Origin of the sequence: Streptomyces sp. NRRL F-525 (assembly GCF_000716605.1) — a bacterium.
In the GTDB taxonomy this organism is placed as follows: domain Bacteria; phylum Actinomycetota; class Actinomycetes; order Streptomycetales; family Streptomycetaceae; genus Streptomyces.
The window spans coordinates 468056-494912 of sequence record NZ_JNXE01000001.1 but is presented as its reverse complement, the minus strand read 5'-3'; the positions used below and the strand labels follow the sequence as shown (position 1 = coordinate 494912).

The following is a 26857-nucleotide window of genomic DNA, read 5'->3' as shown; positions in this document are numbered from 1 at the left end:
GACAGCAACCCCCCACTCCTCGGAGGACCTCAGTGACGTCACGACTGAAACTGGTCGGTCTGGTCGCCGTACCGGCTCTGCTCGCCGCCGCCGTCCCCAGCGCCTACGCCGCCGCCCAGCCGCACACAACTCGCGCCGCCATCGCGGGAGATGTCCTCACGGGCCTGAACCACGACGCGGCCCGCACCGGCGCCGTCTCCGCCGCCAAGCGCATATCGGTGGCCATCAGCCTGACCCCGAGAAACAACAAGGGCCTCGACACCTTCATCGCCAACGTCAGTAATCCGCGGTCGAGTTCGTACGGCCACTATCTGACGAAGGCTCAGTTCGCGGCCCGGTTCGGCCGGACGGACGCCGAGGTGAAGCAGGTCAAGGACTTCCTGCGCGCCCAGGGTCTCACCGTCGGCAAGGTCCACTCGGGCAACCTGCTGGTCGATGCCAGTGGCACCGCCGCGCAGTTGGAGAAGGCGTTCGGCACCAAGCTGTCGACGTGGAAGGACGCCAAGTCGGGCCGCGCGTTCTACGCCAACGAGACCGCGCCGACCCTGCCGACCGGCATCGCCGGCCTGGTCAGCGACGTGACCGGCCTCAACAACCGCGCCCAGCTGCACCACCAGGCGACCAACACCGTCGCCCCGCGCAACGGTCCGGGCGGCGGCTACACCCCGGCGCAGCTCAAGGGCGGCTACAACGTCTCCGGTACGTACACCGGCAGCGGCCAGAAGATCGCGCTGCTGGAGTTCGACGGCTTCGCGCAGTCCAACATCACCAAGTACGACACCAACTACAGCCTGGGCTCGCCCACTCCGACCGTGTCGAAGGTGGACGGCGGCTCGGGTGCGCTCGGTGACGGTCAGGTCGAGGTCGAGCTGGACATCGAGGTCCTGCACGCGATCGCTCCCAAGGCGAACGTCACCGTCTTCGAGGGCCCCAACTCCGACGCGGGCGAGGTCGACACCTACCAGGCCATCGTCGACAGCGGCATCCCGACCACCTCGATCAGCTGGGGCGCCTCCGAGAGCCAGCGCACCACCTCCAACATCAACGCCGTCGACGCCGTGTTCAAGGCGGGCGCGGCCGAGGGCCTCGGCTTCTACGCGGCCTCGGGCGACGACGGTTCGGACGACGCGGGCGACGGTACGACCACGGTCGACTACCCGGCCTCCGACCCGTACGTCACGGGCGTCGGCGGCACCAAGCTGACCGTCACCTCCGCCAACGCGTTCAGCAAGGAGGTGGCCTGGTCCGGCGGTGGCGGCGGCAAGTCCTCCGTCTTCAAGATCCCGAGCTGGCAGACCGCCGTCCAGAAGACCGCCGGTGGCGGCTACCGCCAGGTCCCGGACGTCTCGGCGCACGCCAACCCGAGCCCCGGCGTCTCGATCTACTCGCAGGGCACCTGGACCTCGGTCGGCGGCACCAGCGCCGCCGCACCCGAGTGGGCCGCGTTCGGCGCGCTCTACAACCAGCAGGCCGCGGCGGCCGGCAAGGCCAACCTCGGCTTCGCCAACCCCGCGCTCTACACGGCGAGCGGCACCGGTTTCCACGACATCACCAGTGGCAGCAACGGCGCCTACTCCGCCGCCACCGGCTGGGACTTCACCACCGGCTGGGGCTCGTACAACGCCGCGACCCTGGCGACCAAGCTGCTCGGCTGACCGCCGGTAGCTGAACATCGCTGAACGAAGCGCGGGCCGGGAATCACTCCCGGCCCGCGCTTCACGTCGCCTGAATCACCCGAATCACCTGAACTTGGCTTTGCCGGGGCCCTCTTCGACGAAGCTGCGCATCCCCCGCTCACGGTCTTCCGTGGCGAACAGGCCCGCGAACCAGGTGCGTTCGACGGCGAGCCCGGTCTCGATGTCCGTCTCCAACCCGGTGTCGATCGCTTCCTTCGCCGCACGGAGCGCAATCGCCGGTCCCTGCGCGAGCTTGGCCGCCCACGCGTGCGCTTCGGTGAACACCTCGGCGGCGGGAGCGAGTCGGTCCACCAGCCCCAGCGCCAAAGCCTCATCGGCTTTGACCATCCGACCCGTGAAGATCAGATCCTTCGCCTTCGACGGACCGATCAGCCGCGCCAGCCGCTGCGTGCCGCCCGCCCCCGGAATCAACCCCAGCAGGATCTCCGGCTGACCGAGCTTCGCGTTGTCGGCGGCAATACGGAAGTCCGCACACAACGCCAACTCACAACCCCCGCCCAGCGCATAGCCCGTGATCGCCGCAACGACCGGCTTCGGAATCCGGGCCACCGCCGTGAACGACTCCTGCAACGCCCGCGACCGCACGACCATCGCCGCATGATCCATCCGCTGCATCTCCTTGATGTCCGCACCCGCCGCGAACACCTTCTCCCCGCCGTAGATCACCACGGCCCGCACATCGTCACGCCGCGAGGCCTCCTCGGCGAGTGCGCGCAGGCCGTCCTGTGTCTCCGTGTCCAGGGCGTTCATCGGCGGCCGGTCGAGGCGGATCGTGCCGACGCCCTCGGTGACCTCGAAGTGAAGTGTCATCGCCGGCTCAGCTGTCGTAGTCGACGGCGAGAGTGTCGGACACGGGGAAGGTCTGGCAGGTCAGGACGTAACCGGCGTCGACCTCGGCGGGTTCGAGGGCGTAGTTGCGCCGCATGTCCGCGGTGCCGTCGGTGACCAGCGCACGGCAGGTGCCGCAGACGCCGCCCTTGCAGGCGAAGGGCAGGTCGGGGCGGGTCTTCTGGGCGCCGTCGAGGATCGAAGTGTCCCTGGGGAGCGCGGAGTTGGTGGTGCGACCGTCGAGGGTGACGGTGACCTGGCTGACGGGGCCGTCGTAGACCTTGTCGACGTGTTCGTTGGTCCGTACGGGCTCGTCGTCGGCGTAGAACAGCTCCTGGTGGACGCGTTCGACGGGGACGCCCAGTCCGGAGAGGACCTGTTGGGCGTCGCGGACCATGCCGTGCGGGCCGCACAGCCACCAGTGGTCGGCGGTGTCCACGTCGACGAGGGCGTCCACGAGCGCGCTGAGCCGGTCGGCGTCGAGGCGGCCGGAGAGGATCTCGGCCTCGCGCGGCTCGCGGGACAGGATGTGCGCCAACTGGAAACGGCCGGGGTACAGGTCCTTCAGGTCGGCCAGGTCGTCGGCGAACATCACGGTGGCGCTGCGCCGGTTGCCGTAGAAGAGCGTGACGCGGGAGCGGGTGTCGGCGGCGAGGACTGATTCCGCGATGGACAGCATCGGGGTGATGCCGGACCCGGCGGCGATCAGGACGTGGTGGCCGGGGCTCGTCAGGTCGGGGGTGAAGGCGCCGGTGGGGGCCATCACCTCGACGGTGTCTCCGGGTCGTACGTCATTGACGAGCCAGGAGGAGAACAGGCCGCCGGGGACGACCCGTACGCCGATGCGGGGGCGAGCGCCCGCCGGAGAGCAGATGGAGTACGAGCGACGCTCGTCGCGTCCCTCCACCGCACGGCGGAGCGTGAGCGACTGACCGGGCCGGTACGCGAACTCCTCCGCGAGGTGCTCGGGAATGTCGAAGCTGATGGCGGCGGCGTCCTCGCACAGCGACTCGACGGCGGCGACCCGCAGCGCGTGGAAGGCCGGCCGGCGACGCGCCGGGCGGGCGGGGGTGGTGGGGGCCGGGGCGGTCACTGGTCCACCGTCCTTTCCGCGAGCGGGAGTTGGGGGCTCACCAGAGGTGGGAGCTGGGGGCTCGCCATCAGATCTCCTTGACGTACTCGAACGGCTCGCGGCAGGCGCGGCATCGCCACAGGGCCTTGCAGGAGGTCGCCGCGAAGTGCGAGGTCTCCTCGGTGTCCGCCGAGCCGCAGCGTGGGCAGGCAACCGTATGGCGGGTCGGCGACAGCGTGAGCTTGATCGGGCCGCGGGGTGCCGCGCCGGGCGGGGCGATGCCGTGCTCGGCGAGGCTGCGGCGGCCTTCGGGGGTGATCCAGTCGGTGGTCCACGGAGGGTCGAGGACCGTACGGATCTCCACCTTCGCGAACCCCGCCTCCCGCAGCCGTGCCGCCACTTCGGCGCGCATCTCGGCCATGGCGGGGCAGCCGGAGTAGGTGGGTGTCAGGCTCGCGACGACGCCGCCGTCCGCGTCGATCTCGACCCCGCGCAGCACGCCGAGGTCGGCGAGGGTGAGCATGGGCATCTCGGGGTCCGGGACCTGCGCGGCGATGTTCCAGGCGCGCCGTGAGTCGATCAGGGTGGTCACCATGTCGCCTCCGGGTGGGCGCGGGCCACGCTCTGGAGTTCGGCCAGCAGCGGGGCGAGGTGGTCCGTGTGGTCGCCGTCGCGGCCGTGTCCGGGGACCGGTGCCGCCTCGGGGAGCACGAGCCCGGCCGCGTCGGTGACCTGGCGGAGCACGGCCAGGACCTCGGTCTTCAACTCGCCCTCCCCCGCGAAGAGTTCGTCCACGAACGGCGCGATGGCGGTCAGCGCGTCCCGCATCCGCCGCTGTGACTCTTCCGTGCCGTCGCCCAGTCGGACGGCCCACTCAGCCGCGTACTGGCGGTGGTACGCCAGCTCCTTGACGCCCTTGGCGGCGATGGCCGCGAGCACCGGGTCCGAGGTCGTCGTGGCGAGCCGCTCGAAGAGGGCCAGTCGCCAGGAGGACAGCACCAGCAGCCGGGTGATGGAGAACGCGAAGTCCCCGTTGGGGAGTTCCGCCAGCCGTACGTTGCGGAAGGCGTCGGCGTCGCGGAAGTAGGCGTACGCGTCCTCGTCGCGGCCCGTGCCGTCGACCTGGCCGGCACGCGCGTAGAGCAGGCGGGTCTGGCCGAGGAGGTCGAGCCCGATGTTGGCCAGGGCCACCTCCTCCTCCAACTCGGGGGCGGCGGTGCACCATTGGGCCAGCCGCTGCGCACTCACGAGCGCGTCGTCGCCAAGTGCCAGGCAGAACGCGGCCAGTTGAGCGGCGTCCGTCCCCTCCGGCACGGTCTGGTCGACGCCGTAGAGCGGGTCCTCGAAGCCGGTGCCGAATGCCCAGCGGGCGTCGCTGTCGTCGTGTCCCTCGGCCAGGGACAGATAGACGTGGTCGTCACTCATTCCCTGCTCCTAGATGTGGGGGACGTCTTCGGGGATGTCGTAGAAGGTCGGGTGGCGGTAGACCTTGTCGGCGCTCGGCGCGAAGAACGGGTCCTTCTCGTCGCGGGTCGAGGCGGCGATGTGCTCGGAGCGCACGACCCAGATGGACACGCCCTCGTTGCGCCGCGTGTAGAGGTCGCGGGCGTGGGTGAGCGCCATGGCGTCGTCGGCGGCGTGCAGCGAGCCGACGTGGACGTGATTCAGGCCGCGCTTGCCGCGGACGAACACCTCGTACAGGGGCCAGTCCTGCGTCATGCCGCCGCTCCTTCGGTTTTCTGTGTACGGGCGGTTGCCTGCGTACGGGCGGCCTGCTTGGCCGCGTGGGCGGTGGCCGCCTCCCGGACCCAGGCGCCCTCCTCGTGGGCGGCCCGGCGGCGGGAGACCCGCTCGGCGTTGCGCGGTCCGTCGCCGCTGATCACGCGCTGCAACTCGGACCAGTCCGGGGTGCCGAAGTCGTGGTGACCGCGCTCCTCGTTCCAGCTCAACTCCGGGTCGGGCAGGGTGACTCCGAGCTTCTCCGCCTGCGGGACGGTCATGTCGACGAAGCGCTGACGCAGTTCGTCGTTGCTGTGCCGCTTGATCTTCCAGGCCATGGAACGCGCCGAGTTGGGCGAGTCGTCGTCGGGCGGACCGAACATCATCAGCGACGGCCACCACCAACGGTCCACCGCGTCCTGCACCATGGCCCGCTGGCCGTCCGTGCCGCGCATCATCGTGAGCAGCAACTCGTAGCCCTGGCGCTGGTGGAAGGACTCCTCCTTGCACACCCGCACCATGGCCCGCGCGTACGGCCCGTACGAACAGCGGCACAGCGGCACCTGGTTGCAGATCGCCGCGCCGTCCACGAACCAGCCGATCACTCCGACGTCGGCGAAGGTCGGCGTCGGGTAGTTGAAGATCGACGAGTACTTCTGCCGGCCCTCGATCAGCGCCTCGGTCAGCTCCGCGCGGTCCGCGCCCAGGGTCTCGGCGGCCGAGTACAGATACAGTCCGTGTCCGGCCTCGTCCTGCACCTTCGCGAAGAGGATCGCCTTGCGGCGCAGGGAGGGCGCGCGGGTGATCCAGTCGCCCTCCGGCTGCATCCCGATGATCTCGGAGTGCGCGTGCTGCGCGATCTGCCGGATCAGGGTCTTGCGATAGCCGTCGGGCATCCAGTCGCGGGGCTCGATCCGCTGGTCCTTCGCGATCGTGGCGTCGAACTGCTCGCCGAGCCGCGCTTCGTCCCAGCCGGCGGCTGACGCCTCCGTGCCTGTGCTGGTCATCGACACACCAACTTCCCTACCGACCATTCGTTCGGTACCTAGTCTGATGGGTTTCCCCCGGCGAGGCAAGACCTGCCGGGTGAATGGCTGGTCACCGGCCCTCGAACGACGGCTCGACCCGCGCCAGAAACGCCTCTACGGCCGCCCGATGGTCCCGGGTCGCCCCCAGCCGCTCCTGCGCGGCAGCCTCCCGTTCCAGCACGGTGGCAAGGCTCGCGCCGGGCGCGTCCCGCAGCAGCGCCTTGACCTCCGAGTAGGCGGCGGTGGGCCCGGCGGCCAGGCGCTTCGCAAGGGCCAGCCCCTCCGCCGTAGCACCGCCATCCGGTACGACCCGGTGCACCAGTCCCCACCGCTCCGCGTCCTCCGCCCCGAACCGGTCCCCGAGCAGCATCAGCGCGGCGGCCCGTGACGGACCCACCACCTGGGCCAGCGCACCGCTCAGCCCGCTGTCGGCGGCCAGCCCGATCCCGGTGAACGCCGTAGCAAACCGTGCGCCCTCGCCCGCGACCCGCACATCCGCGCAGAGCGCCAGCCCGAGCCCGGCCCCGACACACGCGCCCTCGACGGCGACGACCACCGGCTGGGTCAGCGCGTGCAGCGCCTCCACGAGGGGGTTGTACTCGTCCCGCACGCAGGCGAAGGCGACAGCGGGTCCGTTCTCCAGCGCGCGGGCGTGCTCCTTGAGGTCCTGCCCCACGCAGAAGTGCTTGCCGTGCCCGGTGAGCAGCACGGCACGGACCGCGTCCCCGTCGTCGTGCACCTGCCGTACGGCGGCCAACAACCCACCCCTCAGGGCGACATCGAGCGCGGGCCTGCGCAACTCGATGATGGCGACACCGGCGTCCAGGCGATAGCCGACGCCGTCCGGGGATGCGCTCACTTCCACTCGTAGAACCCCTGTCCCGTCTTTCGGCCCAGCTCACCGCGTGCGACCTTGTCGCGCAACAGCTGCGGCGGGGCGAAGCGCTCGCCGAGGGTGGAGTGCAGGTACTCGGCGATGGCCAGGCGTACGTCGAGGCCGACCAAGTCGGTCAGGCGCAGTGGCCCCATGGGGTGCTTGTAGCCGAGGCTCATCGCGTCGTCGATGGCCTCCGGCTCGGCGACTCCCTCCTCGACCATCCGGATCGCCTCCAGGCCGAGCGCCAGTCCGAGGCGGCTGCTGGCGAAGCCGGGCGAGTCCTTGACGGTGACGTCCTTCTTGCCGAGGGCGTGCGTCCAGTCGAGGGCTGCGGTGACGACGGCGGGCTCGGTGTGCGGGGCTACGACGATCTCGACCAGCGCGGAGGCGGGCACCGGGTTGAAGAAGTGCATGCCGAGGAAACGGCCGGGGCGGGTAAGCGCGGCGGCCAATTCGGTGACCGAGAGGGAACTGGTGTTGGTGGCCAGCACGGTCGTCGCGCCCACCGCCTGCTCGGCCGCGGCCAGCACGCGGGCCTTGAGCCCGGCGTCCTCGGGGACGGCCTCGACCACCAGGTCGGCGTCGGCGGGCAGGCCGTCGACCGAGTCCGCCATGGTGACGCGGGCGAGGACCTGCTCGGCGGGTTCGCTGAGCAGCCCGCGCTCGGCGCCCCGCTTGAGGCCGGTGGCGACCCGGTCGTACGCGGCGGCCGAAGCGGCCTCGCCGCTCTCCACGACGGTCACGGAGGAACCGGCGACCGCGAAGGACTGCGCGATCCCGGCGCCCATCCGGCCGCCGCCGATCACACCGACAACTGCGGGTGCGGACTGGGGTGTTGGGCTCATCCTCGGCTGCTCCTCTTCTCCAAGAATCGTGTCATGCGGTCCCTCTTGTCCTGCCCCTCGAAGAGCACGGCCTGCGCGAGGTCGTCGGCGACCGGGTGGGCGCCGGGCGAGTCGACGACGAGCTTGGTGAGCCGAAGGGCCGTAGGGGACGAACGGGCCATGCGGTCGAGCAGCGCGTGCGCCTCGTCCAGCAGCTTCTCCGCCGGTACGACGTCGATGACCAGCCCGGCGGCCAGGGCGGCGGGCGCATCGAGGTTCCGGCCGGCGAGCAGCACCTGCTTGGCGATCGACTCGCCGACCAGCTCGGGCAGCCGCCAGCACGCACCGGCCGCCGCGAGGATGCCGAGGCCGGGTTCCGGGTTGCCGAAGACTGCGTCCGGTCCGGCGATCCGGAGGTCGCAGGCGTACGACAGTTCCGCGCCACCGCCGAGCGCCCAGCCGTCCACCGCGGCGAGGGTCGGCATCGGCAGTCGGCGTACCCGCTCGAAGAGACGACTGTTGATGCCTTGCAGGGCCTCGTCCCGCCCGCGTGCCAGCAGCTCCGCGATGTCGGCGCCGCCCGCGAAGACCCCGCCGTGTCCGGTGAGGAGGAGCAGCTTGGGGTTCTGCTCCAACTGGTCGCAGACGGCGTGCAGTTCGCGGATCATCCGGCCGCTGATGGCGTTGCGGGACTCGGGTCGGTGCAGGGTGACGACGACACGGTCCTCGCGCTCCTCGACGAGGAGGGTCTCGTAGGCGCCGGTGCTCATACCCGCTCCACGAGCATCGCCACGCCCTGCCCGACCCCGACGCACAGCGTGGCCAGACCCCGGCTGCCGTTCTCGCGCTCCAGGCGGCCGAGCAGGGTGAGGAGGATACGGGCGCCGGAGCACCCGAGCGGATGGCCGAGGGCGATCGCTCCGCCGTCGGCGTTGACCTTCTCCTCGTCCAGCTTGAGGCGGCGCGTGACCGCGAGGGCCTGGGCGGCGAAGGCCTCGTTGAGTTCTACGGCGTCCAGGTCACCGGTCTCCCAACCGGCGCGGTCGAGCGCCTTCTCGGTGGCGGGGACCGGACCGAGCCCCATGATGTGCGGCTGCACCCCGGCCGAGGCCGCGGTGACGATCCGGGCCCTCGGGGTGAGCCCGTGGCGTCGGACGGCCGCCCCGCTCGCGACCACCAGGGCGGCGGCGCCGTCGGACAGCGGTGAGGAGGAACCGGCGGTGACGATGCCGCCCTCGCGGAAGATGGTGCGCAGCGAGCCGAGCTTCTCCAGCGTGGTGCCGGGGCGCGGGCCCTCGTCGCGGGTCACCTCGCCGTCCTTCACCGGTACCGGCACGATCTCCCGGTCGAAATGGCCCAACTCCTGAGCGGATACGGCCCGTTGATGGCTGCGCAGCGCGAACGCGTCGGACTCGGCACGGGTGATGCCGTCGAGCGCGGCGACCTCCTCGGCCGTCTCCCCCATCGACAGGGTCTGCTGCGCGGCGAAGCGCGGATTGGTGAAGCGCCAGCCGAGCGAGGTGTCGTGCACCTCCCCCGGCTTGGCCCACGGGGTGCCGGGCTTGGCCATCACCCAGGGGGCGCGGGTCATGGACTCCACCCCGCCCGCGACGACCAGGTCCGCCTCGCCGGAGCGGATCGCCTGGGCGGCCGAGGCCACGGCGGTCAGGCCGGAGGCGCAGAGCCGGTTGACGGTGTAGCCGGGCACGGTGTGCGGCAGCCCCGCCAGCAGTACGGCCATCCGCGCCACGTCCCGGTTGTCCTCACCAGCCTGGTTGGCGGCGCCGAGGATCACCTCGTCGACCTCGTGAGCGGGTATGCCGGCGCGGCGGACCGCCTCGCCGACCACCAGGGCGGCGAGGTCGTCCGGCCGTACGGAGGCGAGGGCACCGCCGTAGCGGCCCTGCGGGGTGCGGGCCCCGTCGATCAGATAGACCTCGTCGGAGGACAGCTCAGGCATCGGGGGTCTCCTCGGCGGGTGCGGGCCGGCGCGACTGGAGGGTCGCGAACCGGCCGGTGACGAACGCGGGGTCGGACAGGGTGGCGCTGGCGGCCGGGTTGGCGGCGCTGCCGTGGAAGTCGCTGAACGCGGCGGACTGGTTGACGAAGACACCGCCGGTGAGGTTCTCGGAGAGGTGCACGCCCGCGTCGAGGGCGGCCAACTCGGCTGCGTCCAGCACCAGTTCACTCGTGGAGTGGACGGCGGCGGTCAGCGCACCGTGCGCCCGCACGGTCTCGCGCAGGATCCGCAGGCTGTGCTCGGTGGAGTCGGTGCCGATGACGAACGACACCGGCCCGAACCATTCCCGCGTGTACGTCTCCCGGTCGTCCTCGGCATCGAGGCGGGCGATCAGGGGCGTACGTACGACGGCCTTCGGGTGCTCGGGGTGGTCGACGGGCGCGGACGCACGCACCGTACGACCGACCGTCGCGGCCTGTTCCAGGCGGTCGCGCACGCCGTCGTTGACGATCGCGCCGAGGGTGCCGGCGGCGCGGGCGGGGTCGCCGAGCAGCTTGTCCAGCGCCGTGGCCAGGTCTGCCGCGAACTCGTCGGCGCTGCGCGGGCCTTGGTCGGTGGTGATGCCGTCGCGCGGGATCAGGAGGTTCTGCGGGGTGGTGCACATCTGGCCGCTGTAGAGGGCCAGCGAGAAGGCGAGGTTGCCGAGCAGGCCGCGGTAGTCGTCGGTGGAGTCGAGGACGACGGTGTTGAGGCCGGCCTTCTCCGTGCAGACGAGGGCCTGGCGGGCGTTGGTCTCCAGCCAGTCGCCGAACTCCGTGGAGCCGGTGAAGTCGATGATCCGGACGTCCGGGTGCAGCGCGAGGACGGCGGCGCTCCGACCCCCGGGCTCCTCGGCGGCGAGGATCACGAGGTTCGGGTCGAAGCCCCCCTCGGCCAGTACCTCGCGGGCGATCCGTACGGTGACCGCGAGGGGCAGGACGGCCCCCGGGTGCGGCTTGACCACGACCGGGTTGCCGGTGACCAGGCTGGCGAACAGGCCCGGGTAGCCGTTCCAGGTCGGGAAGGTGTTGCAGGCGATCAGCAGCGACACCCCGCGGCCGACCGGGGTGAACTTCTTGTCCAGGACCTGCGGGCCGCCCTTGCGCTGCGGCTTGCTCCAGCGGGCGGTGTCCGGGTGGCGCTTCTGCTCGGCCCAGGCGTACGCGACGGCCTCCAGACCACGGTCCTGGGCGTGCGGGCCGCCCGCCTGGAACGCCATGACGAAGGCCTGCCCGGTGGTGTGCTGCACGGCGTGCGCGATCTCGAAGCTCTCCGCGTTCAGCCGGGCCAGGATCTCGGCGGCGACTCCGGCGCGGGTGTCGGGGCCCGCGTCACGCCAGGGTCCGGTGGCCGCCAGCGCGGCGGACACCGCCTCGTCCGGCGTGATGCGGGGGTAGGAGATGCCCAGCTCGAAGCCGTACGGGGAGGTCTCGGCGGCCGACACGCGCCCGTCGCCGGGATGCCCGGCCAGCTCGAAGTGACCGCCGAGCCGCTCCTCGAAGGCGGCTTCGCCGAGCTTGGCCGCGTCCTCGCCGTAGACCGACTTGCTGGGCGACTCCGGATACGGCGTCCAGTGGTCGCGGGTGGCGGTCGCGGTGACCGCCTGTTCCAGCAGGGCGCGATGGCGGGAGAAGAAGTCGGGCAGCTCGGAGCTGGTCTGGGGCATGCGTTCCACCTCTTGACAGGCAGTGGTGTTGCTGGATTACTTGGCCGTGACGCACGCTAACCGAATGTTCGGTCGGTCCACAAGGTGGTGGAAAATGACGCAGGCCGCTGACACGGCCTCCGGTCCTACGGCGAGGATGTTCGCCGCGGACGAGGCGTCCCGGGCTCTCGGAATGGAGCTCGTCGAGCACGGCGCAGGGACCGCCGTGCTCCGTATGACCGTGACCCCGGCCATGGTCAACGGACACAAGATCGCCCACGGCGGTTATCTGTTCCTCCTCGCGGACTCCGCCTTCGCCTGTGCCTGCAACAGCCACGGCCCGGTGACCGTGGCCGCCGCGGCCGACATCGACTTCGTCGCCCCGGCCCACGAGGGCGACGTCCTGGTGGCCACGGCGACGGAGCGCACCCGGTTCGGCCGGAGCGGCATCTACGACGTGAGCGTGGTGCGCGGCGACCAGGTGATCGCGGAGTTCCGCGGCCGCAGCCGCATGATCAACAGCGCGAAGACGAAGGAGTCTCCATGAGCAGCGACCTGACAGCCCCGGCGGCCCCACCGGCTTCGCCGCCCGTGAGTCCGCGCCTCGGGGAGCCGCTCCCCGACGGGTTGCTGGACGCCGCCGAGCGCCTGAGCCGCGAGGAGCTGCGCGAGCACCAACTCGGCCTGCTCCAGGCCACGTTGAGGCACGCCTACGACAACGTGGAGCTGTACCGCAGGAAGTTCGACGAGGCCGGAGTCAAACCCGACGACTGCCGCACCCTGGAAGACCTGGCCCGCTTCCCGTTCACCACCAAGGCCGACCTGCGCGACACGTACCCCTTCGGTATGTTCGCCGTCCCCATGGACCAGGTCCGCCGCGTCCACGCGTCCAGCGGCACCACCGGACGCCCCACGGTCGTCGGCTACACGGAGAACGACCTTTCCATGTGGGCCGACGTGGTGGCGCGCTCGATCCGCGCGGCCGGTGGCCGACCCGGCCACAAGATCCATGTGTCGTACGGCTATGGGTTGTTCACCGGTGGTCTGGGCGCCCACTACGGCGCCGAGCGCGCGGGCTGCACGGTGATCCCCGCCTCCGGCGGCATGACCGCCCGCCAGGTGCAGATCATCCAGGACTTCAAGCCCGAGATCATCATGGTCACCCCGTCCTACATGCTCACCCTTCTCGACGAGTTCGAGCGGCAGGGCGTAGACCCGCGCACCAGCTCCCTCAAGGTGGGCATCTTCGGCGCAGAGCCGTGGACGGAGGAGATGCGCCGCGAGATCGAGGAGCGCATGGACATCCACGCGGTCGACATCTACGGCCTGTCGGAGGTCATCGGCCCGGGTGTCGCGCAGGAGTGCGTGGAGACCAAGGACGGCCTGCACGTGTGGGAGGACCACTTCTACCCGGAGATCGTCGACCCGATCTCCGACGGGGTGCTGCCCGACGGCGACAGCGGTGAGCTGGTCTTCACCTCCCTCACCAAGGAGGCGCTGCCGATCATCCGCTACCGCACCCGCGACCTGACCCGGCTCCTCCCCGGCACGGCCCGCCCGGCCTTCCGGCGCATCGAGAAGATCACCGGCCGCTGCGACGACATGATCATCCTGCGCGGGGTGAACGTCTTCCCCAGCCAGATCGAGGAGATCCTGCTGCGCACCCCCGCCGTCGCCCCGCACTTCACGATCCAGCTCAGCAGGCGCGGCCGCATGGACCACATGACGGTCCGCGCCGAGGCCCGCCCGGGTGCCACTCCCGAGCAGCGGGACGCCGCCGCGGCGGCGATCGGCAAGGGCGTCAAGGACGGCGTGGGCGTGACCGTCGCGGTGGAGATCGTCGATCCGGAGACCCTGGAGCGCTCGGTGGGCAAGATCCGCCGGGTCAAGGATCTGCGGGACCAGTGACCTCCGAGGCCGTTCCGCCCGGCCCGGTCGCCGACCGGGTCACAATGGCCCAGTGACCAGGACACCTGTGCAGAACCCGGCCGGCCGCCACGGCCGTCCCGCCTACGACCGCGACTCCCTGCTGGAGGTCGCCGTCGTGGTCTTCAACGAACGCGGCTACGACGGCACCGGCATGGAGGAACTGGCCAGGCGCCTGGGCCTCAGCAAGTCGAGCATCTACCACCATGTGTCCGGCAAGGAGGAGCTCCTCGAACTCGCGGTCAACCGCGCCCTGGACGCCCTCTTCGCCGTACTCGACGAGGAGGAGGCCGGGGACCGGCGGGGCAAGGCCTCCGGCACGACCGCGACGGCCGGGATGAAGCGCGTCATCCACCGCAGCGTCGAGGTGCTGGCCGCCGAACTGCCCTACGTCACCTTGCTGTTGCGGCTGCACGGCAACAGCGAGGTGGAGCAGCGGGCGCTGGCCCGGCGCCGTGAATTCGACCACCGGGTCGCGGAGTTGATGACGCGGGCGGCGGCCGAGGGCGGCATACGGGCGGACATCGACCCGCACCTCGCCAGCCGCCTGCTGTTCGGCACGGTCAACTCCCTCGTGGAGTGGTACCGCCCCGACCGCGACCTGACCGTGCAGACGCTGGCCGACGCCCTGACGACCATCCTCTTCGACGGCCTGCACGGACGTACGGCGGGTTGACGGGTACGGCCGCCCCAACTCCCCTCCCCCACAAGCCACATGAAGCACCCCGAGTACGATGATCGGAAGCTCGCCCCGCCCCTCTCGCCCACCCTTCCCACCTGCCGCGATGGAGTTGCCATGACGACCGGCCCCAAGCCGTCACCGCAGATCGACACCGGCAAGGCACACCCCGCGCGGGTCTACGACTGGCTGCTGGGCGGCAAGGACAACTACCCGGTCGACGAGGCCGTGGGCGAGAAGCTGCCGCCCGAGGCGAAGGACGCGGCGCGGCAGAACCGGGAGTTCATGCACCGCGCGGCAACCTGGCTCGCCGGGCAGGGCATCGACCAGTTCCTGGACATCGGCACGGGCATCCCCACCGCGCCCAACCTGCACCAGATCGTCCAGCGGACCGTGCCGACGGCGAAGGTCGTCTACACCGACTACGACCCGATCGTCCTGCGTCACGCCGAGGCGCTGCTGGTCAGTCACCCCGACGGGGTCACCGACTACATCCAGGCCGATGTGCGCGAGCCCGGGCTCATCGTCGAACACGCCCGCCACGTCCTGGACTTCAGCCGCCCGATCGCCCTGTCGCTGATCGCGCTGATGCACTTCATCCCGGACGAGCAGGACGCCCACGGCATCGTCCGCAACCTCGTCGCGACCCTGCCGTCCGGCAGCTACCTGGTCCTGTCGCACGCCGCGTCCGACCTGTACCCCGAGCTCGCCGCGCAGGTCACCGCCGAGTACGCCAAGGGCGGCATCAAGCTCGGCTTCCGCACCCGCCCCGAGGTGGCCCGCTTCTTCGACGACCTCGAACTGGTGCCGCCCGGCCTGGTGACGGCGACGGAGTGGAATCCGCCGACGCCGGAGGAGGCGCCCGAGGGCAGCGGGATCTACGCGGCAGTGGCGCGGGTCCGCTAGCTGCGGCTCGCGTCCTGGGCCTTCACCGGTACCTGGTCCGGCCACGTGAACGCGTAGCCCGGATCGCCGCCTCGGCCGAGCCGTACGAAGCGCAGGAGTTCACGGACGATGCCCGCGTTGCCCATCCCCCAGCCCGTGAACGGCTCCAAGTCACTTGGGGTGGCCCGGTGTTCGACGTTCGACCAGCGGGCGCCGTCGCCGTCGCGGGTGGCACGGGCTGCCAGGTCCGCGACGAGGACGCGTGCGAAGTCGTACGGGTCCTGCCGTTCCCGCTGGTCGCGTTGTTCCGCGAATCGGTCGCAGGCCAGGGCCAGCACGCCCGCGGTGCCGCAGCAGCGGCCGTTGTTGTCCCAGAAGCCGGGGTACAGCCGCTGGGGCAGGCCGGAGTGGGTGACCGTGTGCCAGCAGCGGTCGGCGAGGGCGGACCGGGCGGGGTCGGCCGTGAGGTCCCGCAGGAGCCGGAAGACCTGGGCGTCGCCCGCCGGGCCGTGGCACCAGCCGTAGCTGACGGGCGGGACCACGTCGGGGCGGTACTGCGGGGTGGAGTGCCGGACCAGGAAGCCTTCCGGGCCCGCCTCGTCGCGCGACACGACGTCCGCGGCACCGGCCGGCGCGAGGTCGACCAGGTCGGCGCGGCCGGTCGCCTCGCCGACCCGGGCGAGGCCCAGGACGATGCCGAGTGTGCCGTGCGAGATGTGGTGCAGACGGGATTCGATGCCCGTGCGGTGGGGCCAGTGGACGCCCGCCGGAGTCTTTTCCGCCGTCCGCAGGTAGGGCTCCACGGCCAGGACGGCCAGTTCGGGGTCGCCGGTCAGGAGGGCGCCGAGGCCGATCCCCGCGTTGCCGCCCATCAGCTCGAACAGCGCGCCCCAGCGGGTTCCGTCGAAGCGCGACCGCACGAGGTGCAGCGCGCGGTCGGCGGCGGCACCCGCGGCCGTGTCCCCGAGTTCTTCGTGCAGGGTCCGCAGGACGAGGGCCACTCCGGTGCGGCCGAAGTAGAGGGAGTCGTCCTCGATGCCGTCGACGAGTCCGCGAGACCGAGGCCCGCCCGCAGGGCCGCGTCGGCGTAGGAGTCGTCGCCGAAGTGCCGCCATGCCTCCAGGAGTGCGGGGACGTGGCCGGCCGTGCCGCTGTAGAGCATCGGGGTGAGTTCGCCGTCCGAGGGCTTTCCCGACCAGGCGAGGCCTCCTCCGGAGGTTTCCCGTGCCGCGCCGATCAGCCAGCGCAGCCCGTCCACCGCGAGTTCCTCGACCTCGTCGACGGCCACGAGCGTGGCCTCTGGTGCCGTCATGCGCCCACCCTCGCATGATCTTCCGGACCGGCCCAGGGGGCGGCGGCGGACCGTTGGATCTTCCGCCGCCACACCACCCCGGGCCCTCAACTCGCGGTGTTGGTCTGCCAGATGACCTCGGCGTCCGTCGCGATGACCATGTTGCCGTCCTCCAGCACCTTGAGCGTGGCGCCGGTGGCCTGCGTGTTGGTGGCCCATACCGACTGGTGCTGGGCGTTGTAGATCACGAGGTTGCCGTCCTCCTGGAACACGGCCGTGTTGCCCGCGCCCTGGGTCTGGCTCGCCCAGTGGGCCGTGCCGGCCGTGTCGTAGAGCACGAGGTTGCCGTCCGTCTGCATGATCAGTTTCGAGCGCACGGTCTGGATGAACTTCCCGACCTCGAACGTGAAGGGGGACTTCACCACCACGGCGTCGGGCAACTTGGTGTCATCTGCGCCTGAGGCAGAGGAAGTTGGAGACGCCGACACTCCGCTCGCGGACGGGGAGGCCGACACCTGGGCGGCCCGGCCGACACTGGCGGACGGTGTGACGTGTCCGGACGCCGAGTCCTTGGTCTCGCCGTCGCCCTTGTCGTCGAGGGTGTTGAACAGGAACAGCCCGGACCCAGCGACGACGACCAGCGCGGCCGTGCCGATGACGGCCCACAGTCCACGGCGTCCGCGCCCGCCGCGAGGGCCACCGCCCTCCGGGTGCGGAGCCGGACCGGTTCCCGCCGGATAGGGGCCGTAGACATCTGCCACGTGAGGCTGCGTGGGGGTGTCGAGGCCCGGGTGCGGCGCGAGGAGGGTGGCGGCGTGGGTTTCCCGCGCGCCGCCGTCCAACGCCGCCGCCGTCTGCGGGGCTACGGCCGTCATCGCGTTCGAGGAGACGACCGACCCGCCGCTCCCGTTGTCGGCGACGGTCGCGGCACGCTGACGATCCGTCAACGAGCCCACGGCGAGCGCCCTTTGGTAAGCGGGATGGTGGACCAGGTCGGCCTCGGCCTTACAGAGTTCGACGATCTGATGCGGAGTGGGGCGCAGCGCGGGGTCGCTCTGCGCGCACGCCGCGATCAGCTCGGCGACGCCGGGGTCCACACCCCGCAGGTCGATCTCGCCGTGCACCGAACGGTACGACACGGCCGCGAACGGCCCGTCCCCGTAAGGCGGTCGGCCGGTGACGGCGAACGCCAGCGTGGCGCCGAGGGCGAACACGTCCGCGCCGGGACCGGTCTCGCCACCCGTGATCGTCTCCGGCGCGATGAAGCCGGGGCTGCCCATCGCCCCGCCGACCTGCGTCAGGTTGGACGTGCCGGTGGTCCTGGCGATGCCGAAGTCGATGAGTTGCGGGCCGGTGGCGGAGAGGATGACGTTGTGCGGCTTGAGGTCCCGGTGCCACACACCGCGGACGTGGATGGCGTCCAGGCCCTCGGCCAGGGCGGCCAGCATGACCCGGGCCAGGTCGGCGGGGAGCGGTCCGTTGGCCACGATCGCGGCGTGCAGCGTGGGCCCCGGCACATACTCGGTGGCCAGCCAGTACGGCGGCGTGTCCAGCTCCGCGTCGATGAGCGAGGCCGTGTACGCGCTGCGGACCGTACCCAGGGTCTCCACCTCGCGGCGGAACCGGCTGAGGGCGTGTTCGTCATGGCGCAGGTGGTCGTTGATCACCTTCACGGCGGCGGGACGGCCGCCCGGCGAACGCGCGAGGTACACCCTCCCCATCCCGCCCTCGCCGAGTCTGCCGACCAGACGGTAACGGCCTATGTGCGATGGGTCGGAACCATCGAGCGAAAGCACGGGACATGTCCTCCTTGGGTGGAACCGACAGTCACCGGATCCACCGTGAGGTCAACTCGGCTGGGCTCCAACCCCGTTGCCCAGCGGGGGTGCGGGGATGCGACACCAGTCCTCGGACGACACGCCCGGACCGGACCCCGACATAGTAGAGGGAACAGACCCCCGCGCCTCACCCGTCACCCCATTCACTGGATGTCCTCGTGCAGATGCACGACGAGCCACCGCGCTTCGGGGTGCGCACGTCGCAGCACCGCGGTGTTGCGGGCCGACTCCGGCGGGGCCGCACGGAAGTCGACCCGCAGCCAGTAGCGGGCCACGGCCAAGTCCCCGAAGACGTCCACGACTTGGCCGTACGCCGTGAGGCCGGTCTCGGCGGGACCGTCGTCCGGCGTGGGGCGGGCGTCCCGGACGCGGTTCAACTCCGCCCTGCCACAGATGAGTTCGGGGGTCGCCGAGTCCCAGATGGTGGCCTCGGGATCGAGGAAGGCGTCGATGCGGTCGCGGTCACCGGCCGTATAGCCCTCGTACATGCCCGTGATCACCGTCCACACGTCGGCCAGATCGGCGGGCTCGCCACCCGGGCGGGCACCGCGGTCGGCGGCGGGACGGGCGGAAGGGGGCGGTGGAGCGGGCATGGCGGATCCTCGGGTGAGTGACTGGCGGGAGCGGGTTCAGGGGAGGACGACCAGGTCACGGGGTGTGCGGTTGAGGCGCTCGCCGCCCTCCTCCGTGCAGATCACGATGTCCTCGATCCGGGCTCCGTACCGGCCGGGCAGGTAGATGCCGGGTTCGACGGAGAAGGCCATGCCCGGGGCGAGCGGGAGCGGATTGCCCGTGACGATGTAGGGCTCCTCGTGGCTCTCCAGGCCGATGCCGTGTCCGGTGCGGTGGATGAAGTGCGGGCCGTATCCGGCGTCGGTGATGATGTCCCGTCCCACGGCGTCGAGTTGACCGGCCGTGATGCCCGGTCGCACGGCGTCGGTCTGGGCACGTTGGGCGCCCAGCAGCACGTCGTGGACGCGGCGGAACTCGGCGGGCGGCTCGCCCACCGCGTACACCCGGGTGGAGTCGGAGCAGTAACCGTCCAGGGTCGTACCGCCGATGTCGACCACCACCGGGTCGCCGTCGAAGATCGTCCGGTCGGACAGTTCGTGGTGCGGGCTGGCGCTGTTCGGGCCGGAGCCGACGATGACGAAGTCGACCCGGATGTGCCCCTCGGCGATGATCGCGTCCGCGATGTCCCGGCCGACCTCGCGTTCGGTACGCCCGGCCCGCAGCCACTCCCCCATGCGGGCGTGCACCCGGTCGATGGCCGCACCGGCGCGACGCAGAGCGGCTTCCTCCTGCGGGGTCTTGTGCATCCGCAACTCGTTCAGCACGGCTCCGGCCAACTCCTGGCTGGCGCCCGGAAGTTGCGCACGGAAGGCGATGGTCTTCTCCGCCCACATACGGTTGTCGACACCGACACGGGCCGTCCCGGCGGGCAGCCGGGCCGCGACGAGGGCATAGGGGTCGTCGGTCTCGCCCCAGCCGGTGATCTCGATGCCCAGGTCACCGGCCGGGGACGCCTTGGCGGCGAGTTCCTCCAGGGCCGGTACGAGGAGGAAGGGGTCACCGTCGGCGGGCAGCACCAGGCAGGTCAGCCGTTCCAACGGCTTGGCGTCGTAGCCGGTCAGATAGCGGAGGTCCGCGCCGGGCGAGATCAACAGGGCGTCCAGACCGGCTCGGGCGGTGGCCTGTTGGGCACGGTGAAGGCGGTCGGCCGGGTAGAGGTTCGCGGGCGGTTCGGCGGGGTGGTTCAGGTGGTCGTCGGCGGGCATCGGGTCTCCGTGAGGTTCGGTGTGTGCTGGAGTGTGGGGCGCCGGTGAGGCGGCGGCTACGGGCACGCGGATGGCGGGCGGGGCGCCGCATTCGCGTCCCGGTGGAGTGGCCGACTCCCTGCGGAGTGGCGCCTCTTGGCAGAGCAGCGGTCTCCTCGTGGGCGACCGTCAGGGGGCAGCGCTGCGATCAAGCGATGCCCGCGTTGTGGGCGTTGCCGGGGCGGATCGGTGCCGGGTGAAAGTCGTCGCTACGGGCGCGGCGCGGTGCCACGTGCGAGCCCGCTCCAACCCGACCGGCACCAGCACCAGCACCAGCACCAGCACCAGCCCGGATCACCGCCCGCGCCGCCACCCCACCCCCGCTCACGCCGCGTACAACCGGCACGCGACACCCCCCGCGATCAACTGCGGCTCCTCCCGGTCGCAGCCGTCGAAGGCCTGCGGGCAGCGCGGGTGGAAGCGGCAGCCGCTCGGCGGGTCGGCGGGGTCGGGGACATCGCCGGGGAGTTCGGCCGGCAGCACGCCCGCCCCGTCCGGTTTCGGTACGGCGGCCAGCAGTGCCCGGGTGTAGGGGTGGCGCGGGTCCGCCCAGACCTCGGCGGTGGGGCCGGTCTCCACGATCCGGCCGAGGTACATCACGGCGATCCGGTCCGCGATCAGCCGTACGACGGACAGGTCGTGGCTGATGAACAGCAGCCCGGCACCCGACTCGACGGCCAACGACCGCATCAGTGTGGCCACTTGGAGCTGAGCGGAGGCGTCCAGCGCGGAGATCGGTTCGTCGCCGACCAGCAGCCGGGGTCGGGCGGCGAGTGCGCGGGCGATGGCGATGCGCTGGCGTTGGCCGCCGGAGAACTCCTGGGGGTAGCGATCGGCGGCGCTCGCCGGCAGGCCGACCCGGGTCAACAGGTCCTCCGGGGTGGCGAGTTCGGCCGCCGACTCGCCCCGCCCGGCCGCCGTACGGATACCGTCGGCGATCTGCGAGCCCACCCGGCGCCGGGGGTTGAGGGAGCCGTACGGGTCCTGGAAGACCATCTGGATCCCGGTCAGGGCCAGTTCACGGCGGCGCACCCGCAGCGGGCGTACCGGGGTGCCGTCGTAGGTGATCCGGCCTTCCGCGGGTGCGGTGAGGCCGCAGACCGCGCGGGCCAGTGTCGACTTGCCGCAGCCCGACTCCCCTACCAGGCCCACGACTTCACCCGCCCGCACCTGAAGGCTGACCCCGGCGACGGCCCGGGTGGGGGGTGCGCCCGGCCGGTGGTACTGGACCACGAGGTCGTCCACCGAGAGGAGAGGGGTCGTCGGGTCGGGGGTCATACGGTGCTCCTTCCGGGGAGCGCGTCCAGGAGCTGACGGGTGTACTCGTGCTGCGGCTCGGTGAGGACGCGGCCCCGTGGACCCGTCTCGACGACCAGGCCGTGGCGCATCACGCTCACCTCGTCGGCGATCGCGGACATCACGCCGAGGTCGTGGGTGACCAGCAGGACGGCGAGGCCGAGGTCGTCGCAGAGGCCGCGCAGCAGTCTCAACACACCTGCCTGCACGGTCACATCGAGCGCGGTGGTCGGCTCGTCGGCGATCAGGACCTTCGGTTCACAGGCCAGCGCGATGGCGATGGCGATCCGCTGGCGCATCCCGCCGGAGAACTGGTGCGGGTAACGGCCCAGCGCCTCACGGGGGTTGGGGATGCGGACCTGTGTCAGCAGGTCCGCGGCCCGTTCCCTCGCCGCCTTCCGGTTGAGCTTCAGGTGGTGGCGCAGGTGGTCCGTGAGCTGGTGGCCGATGCTGAGCATCGGGTGCAGGCTGGTGGACGGGTCCTGGAACACCATGCTCACCGACTGACCGCGCAGCGCGGCCAGTTGGCGGGCCGGCAGGGTCAGCAGGTCGGTGCCCTCGAACTCGATCCGCCCGCCGGTCCGCGCACCCGGCGGCAGCAGACCGAGCACGGCAAGACCGGTCATGGTCTTGCCCGAACCGCTCTCCCCCGCGAGCCCGTGGATACGCCCGGGTTGGAGTGCGAGGTCGACACCGCCAAGGATGCGAGCGCCGCCCAGGTCGAGGGTCAGACCGCTGATCTTCAGTACGTCGACCGTGTCGCCGTCGGTCATGCCACACGCTCCTTCTCCGCGCCGATCGTGCGGGCGGTACCCGGGTCGAGGGCATCCCGGAGTGTGTCGCCGAGGAAGTTGAAGGCGAGGACGACGGTGAGGATGGCCAGGCCAGGGAAGACCCCGATCCACCACTTGTCGAACTGCTGCGTGCCGTCCGCCACCATCGCGCCCCACTCGGCGGTCGGCGGCTTCGCGCCGAGCCCGAGGAAGGACAGCCCGGAGAGCAGCAGCGTCGCGGTGCCGATGTCCAGGGTGGCCAGGACGAGCAGCGGCCCGAGCACGTTGGGCAGGATGTCCACGCGCAGGGACCGCCAGGCCGAGAAGCCCAACAGCCGTCCGCTGAGCACGAATTCACGGTTCCGCAGGCCCATCACCAGACCCCGGGTGACGCGGGCGTACGACGGCCAGGAGACGACCAGGACGGCCAGTACCGCGTTCTGGAGGCTGGCGCCGAGCGCGGCGGCGACCACCATAGCCAGGATGACGGTGGGGAAGGCGAACACCAGGTCCGCGATCCGCATCACGGTCTCGTCCACCCACCGCCCGAAGAACCCGGCACAGGCCCCGAGCACCCCGCCGACCAGCAGCGACATGGCCACCAGCAGCAGGGCGAGCGGGATGGAGACCCGGGCGCCGTACAGCACCCGGCTCAGCACGTCCCGGCCCAACTCGTCCGTGCCGAACCAGTGTCCGGCGCCGGGGGCAGCCAGCCGGGGCAGGTTCTGCGCGAGGGGGTCGTGCGGGGCGAGCAGCGGGGCGGCGACCACGATCAGCAGCCAGAACACCGCGACCAGACCGCCCGTCACCGCGAGCGGGCGACGCCAGGCGGGCGGCAGCCGTCGTAGGAGACCGCGTTTCACCACGCCGTCGGGACTCCGGTCAGGACTGCGTTTCACTGGACCCTCACCCTCGGGTCGATCACGCCGTACAGGACGTCCACGGCGAGGTTGACGGTCAGGTACACCAGGCCGACGACCAGGCCGACGCCCATCACGGCGGGGAGGTCGAGGGTGGTGGCGCTGCGGTAGGCGTAGGCGCCGAGGCCCGGCCAGGCGAAGATCGACTCGACCAGGACGGTGCCGGAGAGGAGGGCGCCGAAGGCCAGTCCGGCGACCGTGATGACGGGGACGAGGGCCGCGCGGAGGATGTACTGGAAGAGGACCGTGCGGGCGGGGAGCCCCTTGGCGCGGGCGGCACGGACGTAGTCCTGGTTGAGGACCTCCAGGACGGCGGAGCGGGTGAAGCGGGTCAGGAGGCCGACGGTGTAGGCCGTCAACACCAGTGCGGGCAGGGCGAGATGGCTCACCGCGCTCCAGAACACCGGCCACTGGCCCGCGAGTGCCGCGTCGATCGTATAGAGGCCCGTGACGTGGGGTGGGGCTGTCATGCCGGGGTCGAGGCGGCCGCTGCCGGGAGCCCAGCCGAGGCGGTAGAAGAAGATGTAGAAGGCGAGCAGGGCCAGCCAGAAGGTCGGGACCGAGACGCCCAACAGGCTGACCACGCGCAGGAGTTGGTCGGTCAAGCGGTCTCGGCGCAGGGCCGCCACGACACCGAAGGCCACGCCCAGGATCAGGGAGACGACGATCGCGGCGCCGGCGAGTTCGAGGGTGGCGGGGACGGCCGTCGACAGGTCGGTGAGGACGGACTGGTGGCTCTGCTGGGACTCGCCGAGGTCGCCGTGGAGGAGGTTGCCGAGGTAGGTGACGTACTGGACCGGCAGTGGCTTGTCGAGGCCGTAGTGGTGGCGGAACTGGGCGACGATCGCCGGGTCGCCGATGGCCCGCTGGCCGAGGTTGGCCGCCGCCGGGTCGCCCGGGACCAGGTTGGTGAGGATGAACGTCACCAGGGTCACGCCGAGGGCGAGCAGGACGGCGGTGGCGGTACGGCGGAGGAGGAAACGGGCGAGGGGGTGACGGGCGAGGAGACGGCGGCGGCCGGGGAGGGGACGGCCTCCGCTCTCAACTCCCGTACTCTTCCCGCCCGTTCCCTTACTTGGCGCCCAGCGCGGCGACATCGATCGTCCACACGGGGTTGTAGGCGACGCCGGTCACGGACGCGGCGGAGACGGTGTTGCGGCTCGGCTGCATCAGCGGAATGAAGGGGCCGGAGGCGTTCATGCGGGTCTGGATCTGCTCGTACAGGGTCTTGCGGGTGTCGTCGCCGATCGTCGTCGCCGCCTTGTCGCCGAGCGCGGTGAGGGTGGGGTCGGCGCCGGCCTTCCAGCCCGCACGGAGGCCGACGAGGTCGCCGGGGAGGAAGGTCAGGTAGTCGCTGGGGTCCGGGTAGTCCGGGCCCCAGTACCAGAGGCCCAACTGCTCTTTTCCGTTGCGGTAGTTGTCGAGTTCCGTGGTGGTCGGCGCGGGGGCGAGCGTGACCGTGATGCCGACCTCCTTCAGCTGCGCCTGGACCCGTTCGGCGAGGGTCTGGAGGGACAGTCCGTCGACGGTCAGGTCACTGGCGTAGCCGAGGGTCACGGAGGGCTTGGCGATACCGCTCGCCTTGAGCGCCGCCTTCGCCCCGGCGAGGTCGCGGCCCGCGGCCTCGGAGGCGGGCAGCGCGCCGAGGAAGGTCGACGGGATGATCCCGGCGGGCTGGACGGAACCGGTACCGGCCAGCGAGAGCAGGCTCTTGTAGTCGATGCCCTTGCGCACCGCCTCCGCGAACTTCGCGTTGGCCGTCGTACTGCTGACCTTGGTGTTCCGGTTGAGCAGCAGGAAGATCACGTCCGAGGACGCCCCGCTGTCCACCTTGAGTCCGCCGCCGAGCCCGCTGACCTGGTCGGAGGTGAGGTCGAGGGCGATCTGGCTGTCGCCGCGCTGGACGTTGAGCTTCTGGGTGGGGGCCTGGACGTTGCGCAGCACGATCTTGTCGTAGGTCGGCTTGTCGGAGCCCGTGTACTTGGGGTTCTTGGTCAGGACGACCTGGGTGTTCGTGTTGAACGAGGTGAGCGTGTACGGGCCCGAGCCCGCCGACGTCGTGTTGAGGTACTTCTCCGCCGCGTCCGTCGCGGTCGCCGAGCCGCCGTGGGCCTGGACCGTCTTCGCGCTGAGGATGCCGAGCGCGGGGTTGGGGAGGATGAAGGGCAGCGCCGGGTTCGGCTTCTTCGACACCAGGGTGACGGTGGAGGCGTCGGTCTTGGTGACCGTGACGCCGTCGAGCAGGAACGACGGGTTGCCCTTGAGCGCGATCACCCGGTTCAGCGAGAAGACGACATCGTCGGCGGTGACCGCGCTGCCGTCCGCGAACTTCGCGCCCGCACGCAGGTGCAGGGTGAGCGTCCTGCCGTCCGCCGACTGCTCGTACGAGGACGCGAGGCCCGGCACCGGCTTGGTGACGTCGGAGCCCTTGAAGGACAGCAGCGTCTCGTACAGCGCCTTGTCCACGATCTGCCCGGTCGGCTCGAACTCACGGCCCGGGTCGGCGGTCTTCAGGTTGAACGACGTGTCGACGACCAGGGTCTTGCCGGCCGAGGAACCGGAGGCGCTCGTACCGCCGGAGCAGGCGCTCAGGGCGAGCGCCGCGACCGCGACGAGCGGGAGTGCCACCGGGTACGACCCGGCACTGAATCTGGGCATGCGTGCCTCCGTGGGCAAGACAGAGCGTGGCGGAGCGGAAGAAGGCCGTGCGGGACCGGGCGTGCGGGCGGATGCCGGGAGGGGACCTGGACGATTCGCCGTTAGGGTTGGCTGAAACTAACCAGGACTCTCGGCGGACGGGACCAGCGCGAGACGAAATGCAAGGGAGAGGCGCGAACATGGACGATCTGTCGACCCCGGAGACCCCGGGCTCGCGCCGCTCTGGACGGATCGGCATCGGTCTTGCCCTGGATTCGGTGCATTTCAAGATCCTCGACGTGCTCCGCACCCAGGGCCGCATCTCCGTCGCCGCCCTCGCGGAACGCGTCGGCGTCTCCCGCGCGAACGCCTACACCCGCCTCGAAGCGCTCCGCGCCGACGGCGTGATCAACGGCTTCAGCGCCCGCGTCGACCACAACCGGGTCGGGCTGGAGATCTGCGCGCTGATCTTCGTCACGGTCCGCCAGGAACTGTGGAACCAGTTCCGTACCGCGCTCGCCCAGATGCCGGAGGTGGAGTACTGCGCCGTCACCACCGGCCAGCACGACGCCATGATCCAGATCCGGGTGGCCGACGTGACCGCCGTCCACCGCCTGGTCACCGACCGCCTCTCCACCATCCCCGCGGTCCGCGCGACCGAGACCGTGATCATCCTCGACGAGGTGCTCCGCCGCCCGTACGTCCTCCCGACCACGCCCCGCTCCACCGAATCGGCGACCGGAACCCTCCAAGAGGCCCCCGGAACAAGCCAGTTCGGCATGACCCGCTTCATCCGGGCGGCCGAGGGCCGGGCCGATCTGCAACGCACGTCCGAGCCTGAGGACTGACGGGGCGGCGACCGATTCCGGCGCGGGGATGCGGGCGGCGGGGGGGGTGCGCAGGCGAGTGCCGGGGGGCACGGGTGGGCGCGGGCGAGTGCGGGCAGCGGGGGCACGGGTGGGTGCGGGCGGCCGAGGTGAGCGGGTGGGCGCGATCGCCGAGGCCGGAACCCGCCCCGCCCACCGAAGCCCCCGCCCCACCGGACACCGACGCCCGCTCTACGACCGGACAGCACAGAGCCCTATTGACATGCCCATGCCCTACTG

The 26857-nt window shown here is 71.3% G+C and carries 27 protein-coding genes; 6 read left to right on the top strand and 21 right to left on the bottom strand.

Annotation, left to right across the window (positions count from 1 at the left end; genetic code table 11):
- Window positions 1–32: 32 nt before the first annotated feature.
- Complete coding sequence (locus tag OO69_RS02190; RefSeq protein ID WP_033278577.1) at window positions 33–1655, top strand: S53 family peptidase; 1623 nt, start codon at window positions 33–35, stop codon at window positions 1653–1655.
- Window positions 1656–1739: 84 nt separating this feature from the next.
- Here the strand turns inward: OO69_RS02190 and OO69_RS02185 are convergent, their stop codons facing one another.
- From OO69_RS02185 to paaN, 11 genes are all read right to left on the bottom strand, one after another.
- Entirely contained in the window at window positions 1740–2507 is a 768-nt protein-coding gene (locus OO69_RS02185) for an enoyl-CoA hydratase/isomerase family protein (protein ID WP_033278576.1), read from the bottom strand.
- A gap of 7 nt (window positions 2508–2514) precedes the next feature.
- Entirely contained in the window at window positions 2515–3618 is a 1104-nt protein-coding gene (gene paaE, locus OO69_RS02180; protein ID WP_033278575.1) for a 1,2-phenylacetyl-CoA epoxidase subunit PaaE, read from the bottom strand.
- A 67-nt stretch (window positions 3619–3685) separates the two neighbouring features.
- Complete coding sequence (gene paaD, locus OO69_RS02175; protein ID WP_033278574.1) at window positions 3686–4192, bottom strand: 1,2-phenylacetyl-CoA epoxidase subunit PaaD; 507 nt, start codon at window positions 4190–4192, stop codon at window positions 3686–3688.
- Window positions 4186–5022, bottom strand: a complete 837-nt coding sequence (paaC, locus tag OO69_RS02170; protein WP_033278573.1) for a 1,2-phenylacetyl-CoA epoxidase subunit PaaC — start codon at window positions 5020–5022, stop codon at window positions 4186–4188. The genes paaD and paaC overlap by 7 nt, the downstream gene beginning before the upstream one ends.
- Before the next feature lie 9 nt (window positions 5023–5031).
- A complete protein-coding gene (paaB, locus tag OO69_RS02165) occupies window positions 5032–5316 on the bottom strand; it encodes a 1,2-phenylacetyl-CoA epoxidase subunit PaaB (RefSeq protein WP_033278572.1) in 285 nt (94 codons plus the stop codon).
- The gene (paaA, locus tag OO69_RS02160; RefSeq protein WP_033278789.1) at window positions 5313–6323 is read right to left on the bottom strand and encodes a 1,2-phenylacetyl-CoA epoxidase subunit PaaA; all 1011 of its coding nucleotides are present in this window, start codon (window positions 6321–6323) and stop codon (window positions 5313–5315) included. Before paaA ends, paaB begins: the two co-directional genes overlap by 4 nt.
- 91 nt (window positions 6324–6414) lie before the next feature.
- On the bottom strand, window positions 6415–7203 hold the full coding sequence (locus OO69_RS02155) for an enoyl-CoA hydratase/isomerase family protein (RefSeq protein WP_033278571.1): 789 nt from the start codon (window positions 7201–7203) through the stop codon (window positions 6415–6417).
- Window positions 7200–8066 (bottom strand): 3-hydroxyacyl-CoA dehydrogenase family protein, encoded by an 867-nt coding sequence (locus tag OO69_RS02150; protein WP_078652258.1) that lies wholly within the window; start codon window positions 8064–8066, stop codon window positions 7200–7202. Before OO69_RS02150 ends, OO69_RS02155 begins: the two co-directional genes overlap by 4 nt.
- Window positions 8063–8815: an enoyl-CoA hydratase/isomerase family protein gene (locus OO69_RS02145; RefSeq protein WP_033278569.1), complete on the bottom strand. Its 753-nt coding sequence runs from the start codon at window positions 8813–8815 to the stop codon at window positions 8063–8065. Before OO69_RS02145 ends, OO69_RS02150 begins: the two co-directional genes overlap by 4 nt.
- Window positions 8812–10005, bottom strand: a complete 1194-nt coding sequence (locus OO69_RS02140) for a thiolase family protein (RefSeq protein ID WP_033278568.1) — start codon at window positions 10003–10005, stop codon at window positions 8812–8814. Before OO69_RS02140 ends, OO69_RS02145 begins: the two co-directional genes overlap by 4 nt.
- Window positions 9998–11710, bottom strand: a complete 1713-nt coding sequence (gene paaN / locus OO69_RS02135) for a phenylacetic acid degradation protein PaaN (RefSeq protein WP_033278567.1) — start codon at window positions 11708–11710, stop codon at window positions 9998–10000. The genes OO69_RS02140 and paaN overlap by 8 nt, the downstream gene beginning before the upstream one ends.
- Window positions 11711–11804: 94 nt before the next feature.
- On the opposite strand from paaN, the gene paaI reads away from it, so the two are divergent.
- The 4 genes from paaI to OO69_RS02115 all read left to right on the top strand — a co-directional run bounded on the left by paaI (window position 11805) and on the right by OO69_RS02115 (window position 15200).
- Window positions 11805–12236: a hydroxyphenylacetyl-CoA thioesterase PaaI gene (gene paaI / locus OO69_RS02130; RefSeq protein WP_033278566.1), complete on the top strand. Its 432-nt coding sequence runs from the start codon at window positions 11805–11807 to the stop codon at window positions 12234–12236.
- On the top strand, window positions 12233–13597 hold the full coding sequence (paaK, locus tag OO69_RS02125; RefSeq protein ID WP_033278565.1) for a phenylacetate--CoA ligase PaaK: 1365 nt from the start codon (window positions 12233–12235) through the stop codon (window positions 13595–13597). The genes paaI and paaK overlap by 4 nt, the downstream gene beginning before the upstream one ends.
- 52 nt (window positions 13598–13649) lie before the next feature.
- Window positions 13650–14291 (top strand): TetR/AcrR family transcriptional regulator, encoded by a 642-nt coding sequence (locus OO69_RS02120; RefSeq protein WP_051800719.1) that lies wholly within the window; start codon window positions 13650–13652, stop codon window positions 14289–14291.
- 120 nt (window positions 14292–14411) lie between these two features.
- On the top strand, window positions 14412–15200 hold the full coding sequence (locus OO69_RS02115) for an SAM-dependent methyltransferase (RefSeq protein ID WP_033278563.1): 789 nt from the start codon (window positions 14412–14414) through the stop codon (window positions 15198–15200).
- Here the strand turns inward: OO69_RS02115 and OO69_RS48735 are convergent.
- The 10 genes from OO69_RS48735 to OO69_RS02070 all read right to left on the bottom strand — a co-directional run bounded on the left by OO69_RS48735 (window position 15197) and on the right by OO69_RS02070 (window position 25772).
- Window positions 15197–16159 carry a lanthionine synthetase LanC family protein gene (locus OO69_RS48735; protein ID WP_234444320.1) on the bottom strand — a complete coding sequence of 321 codons (963 nt, stop codon included), beginning with the start codon at window positions 16157–16159 and terminating at the stop codon, window positions 15197–15199. The two genes, OO69_RS02115 and OO69_RS48735, sit on opposite strands and share 4 nt — an antisense overlap.
- Window positions 16051–16491 (bottom strand): hypothetical protein, encoded by a 441-nt coding sequence (locus tag OO69_RS52835; protein ID WP_234444310.1) that lies wholly within the window; start codon window positions 16489–16491, stop codon window positions 16051–16053. The genes OO69_RS48735 and OO69_RS52835 overlap by 109 nt, the downstream gene beginning before the upstream one ends.
- A gap of 86 nt (window positions 16492–16577) precedes the next feature.
- Window positions 16578–18266: a protein kinase domain-containing protein gene (locus OO69_RS49330; RefSeq protein WP_063744401.1), complete on the bottom strand. Its 1689-nt coding sequence runs from the start codon at window positions 18264–18266 to the stop codon at window positions 16578–16580.
- 185 nt (window positions 18267–18451) lie between these two features.
- Complete coding sequence (locus tag OO69_RS02100; protein WP_033278562.1) at window positions 18452–18901, bottom strand: DUF4440 domain-containing protein; 450 nt, start codon at window positions 18899–18901, stop codon at window positions 18452–18454.
- A 36-nt stretch (window positions 18902–18937) separates the two neighbouring features.
- Window positions 18938–20086 carry a M24 family metallopeptidase gene (locus tag OO69_RS02095; RefSeq protein ID WP_051800717.1) on the bottom strand — a complete coding sequence of 383 codons (1149 nt, stop codon included), beginning with the start codon at window positions 20084–20086 and terminating at the stop codon, window positions 18938–18940.
- A gap of 363 nt (window positions 20087–20449) precedes the next feature.
- Window positions 20450–21403, bottom strand: a complete 954-nt coding sequence (locus tag OO69_RS02090; RefSeq protein ID WP_033278561.1) for an oligopeptide/dipeptide ABC transporter ATP-binding protein — start codon at window positions 21401–21403, stop codon at window positions 20450–20452.
- Window positions 21400–22194 carry an ABC transporter ATP-binding protein gene (locus OO69_RS02085; RefSeq protein ID WP_033278560.1) on the bottom strand — a complete coding sequence of 265 codons (795 nt, stop codon included), beginning with the start codon at window positions 22192–22194 and terminating at the stop codon, window positions 21400–21402. Before OO69_RS02085 ends, OO69_RS02090 begins: the two co-directional genes overlap by 4 nt.
- The gene (locus tag OO69_RS02080) at window positions 22191–23093 is read right to left on the bottom strand and encodes an ABC transporter permease (protein WP_234444309.1); all 903 of its coding nucleotides are present in this window, start codon (window positions 23091–23093) and stop codon (window positions 22191–22193) included. The genes OO69_RS02085 and OO69_RS02080 overlap by 4 nt, the downstream gene beginning before the upstream one ends.
- Window positions 23090–24211 (bottom strand): ABC transporter permease, encoded by a 1122-nt coding sequence (locus OO69_RS02075; RefSeq protein WP_033278558.1) that lies wholly within the window; start codon window positions 24209–24211, stop codon window positions 23090–23092. Before OO69_RS02075 ends, OO69_RS02080 begins: the two co-directional genes overlap by 4 nt.
- Window positions 24186–25772 (bottom strand): ABC transporter substrate-binding protein, encoded by a 1587-nt coding sequence (locus OO69_RS02070; RefSeq protein WP_051800716.1) that lies wholly within the window; start codon window positions 25770–25772, stop codon window positions 24186–24188. The genes OO69_RS02075 and OO69_RS02070 overlap by 26 nt, the downstream gene beginning before the upstream one ends.
- A 179-nt stretch (window positions 25773–25951) precedes the next feature.
- On the opposite strand from OO69_RS02070, the gene OO69_RS02065 reads away from it, so the two are divergent.
- Window positions 25952–26599: an Lrp/AsnC family transcriptional regulator gene (locus OO69_RS02065; protein WP_051800715.1), complete on the top strand. Its 648-nt coding sequence runs from the start codon at window positions 25952–25954 to the stop codon at window positions 26597–26599.
- Window positions 26600–26857 lie beyond the last annotated feature (258 nt).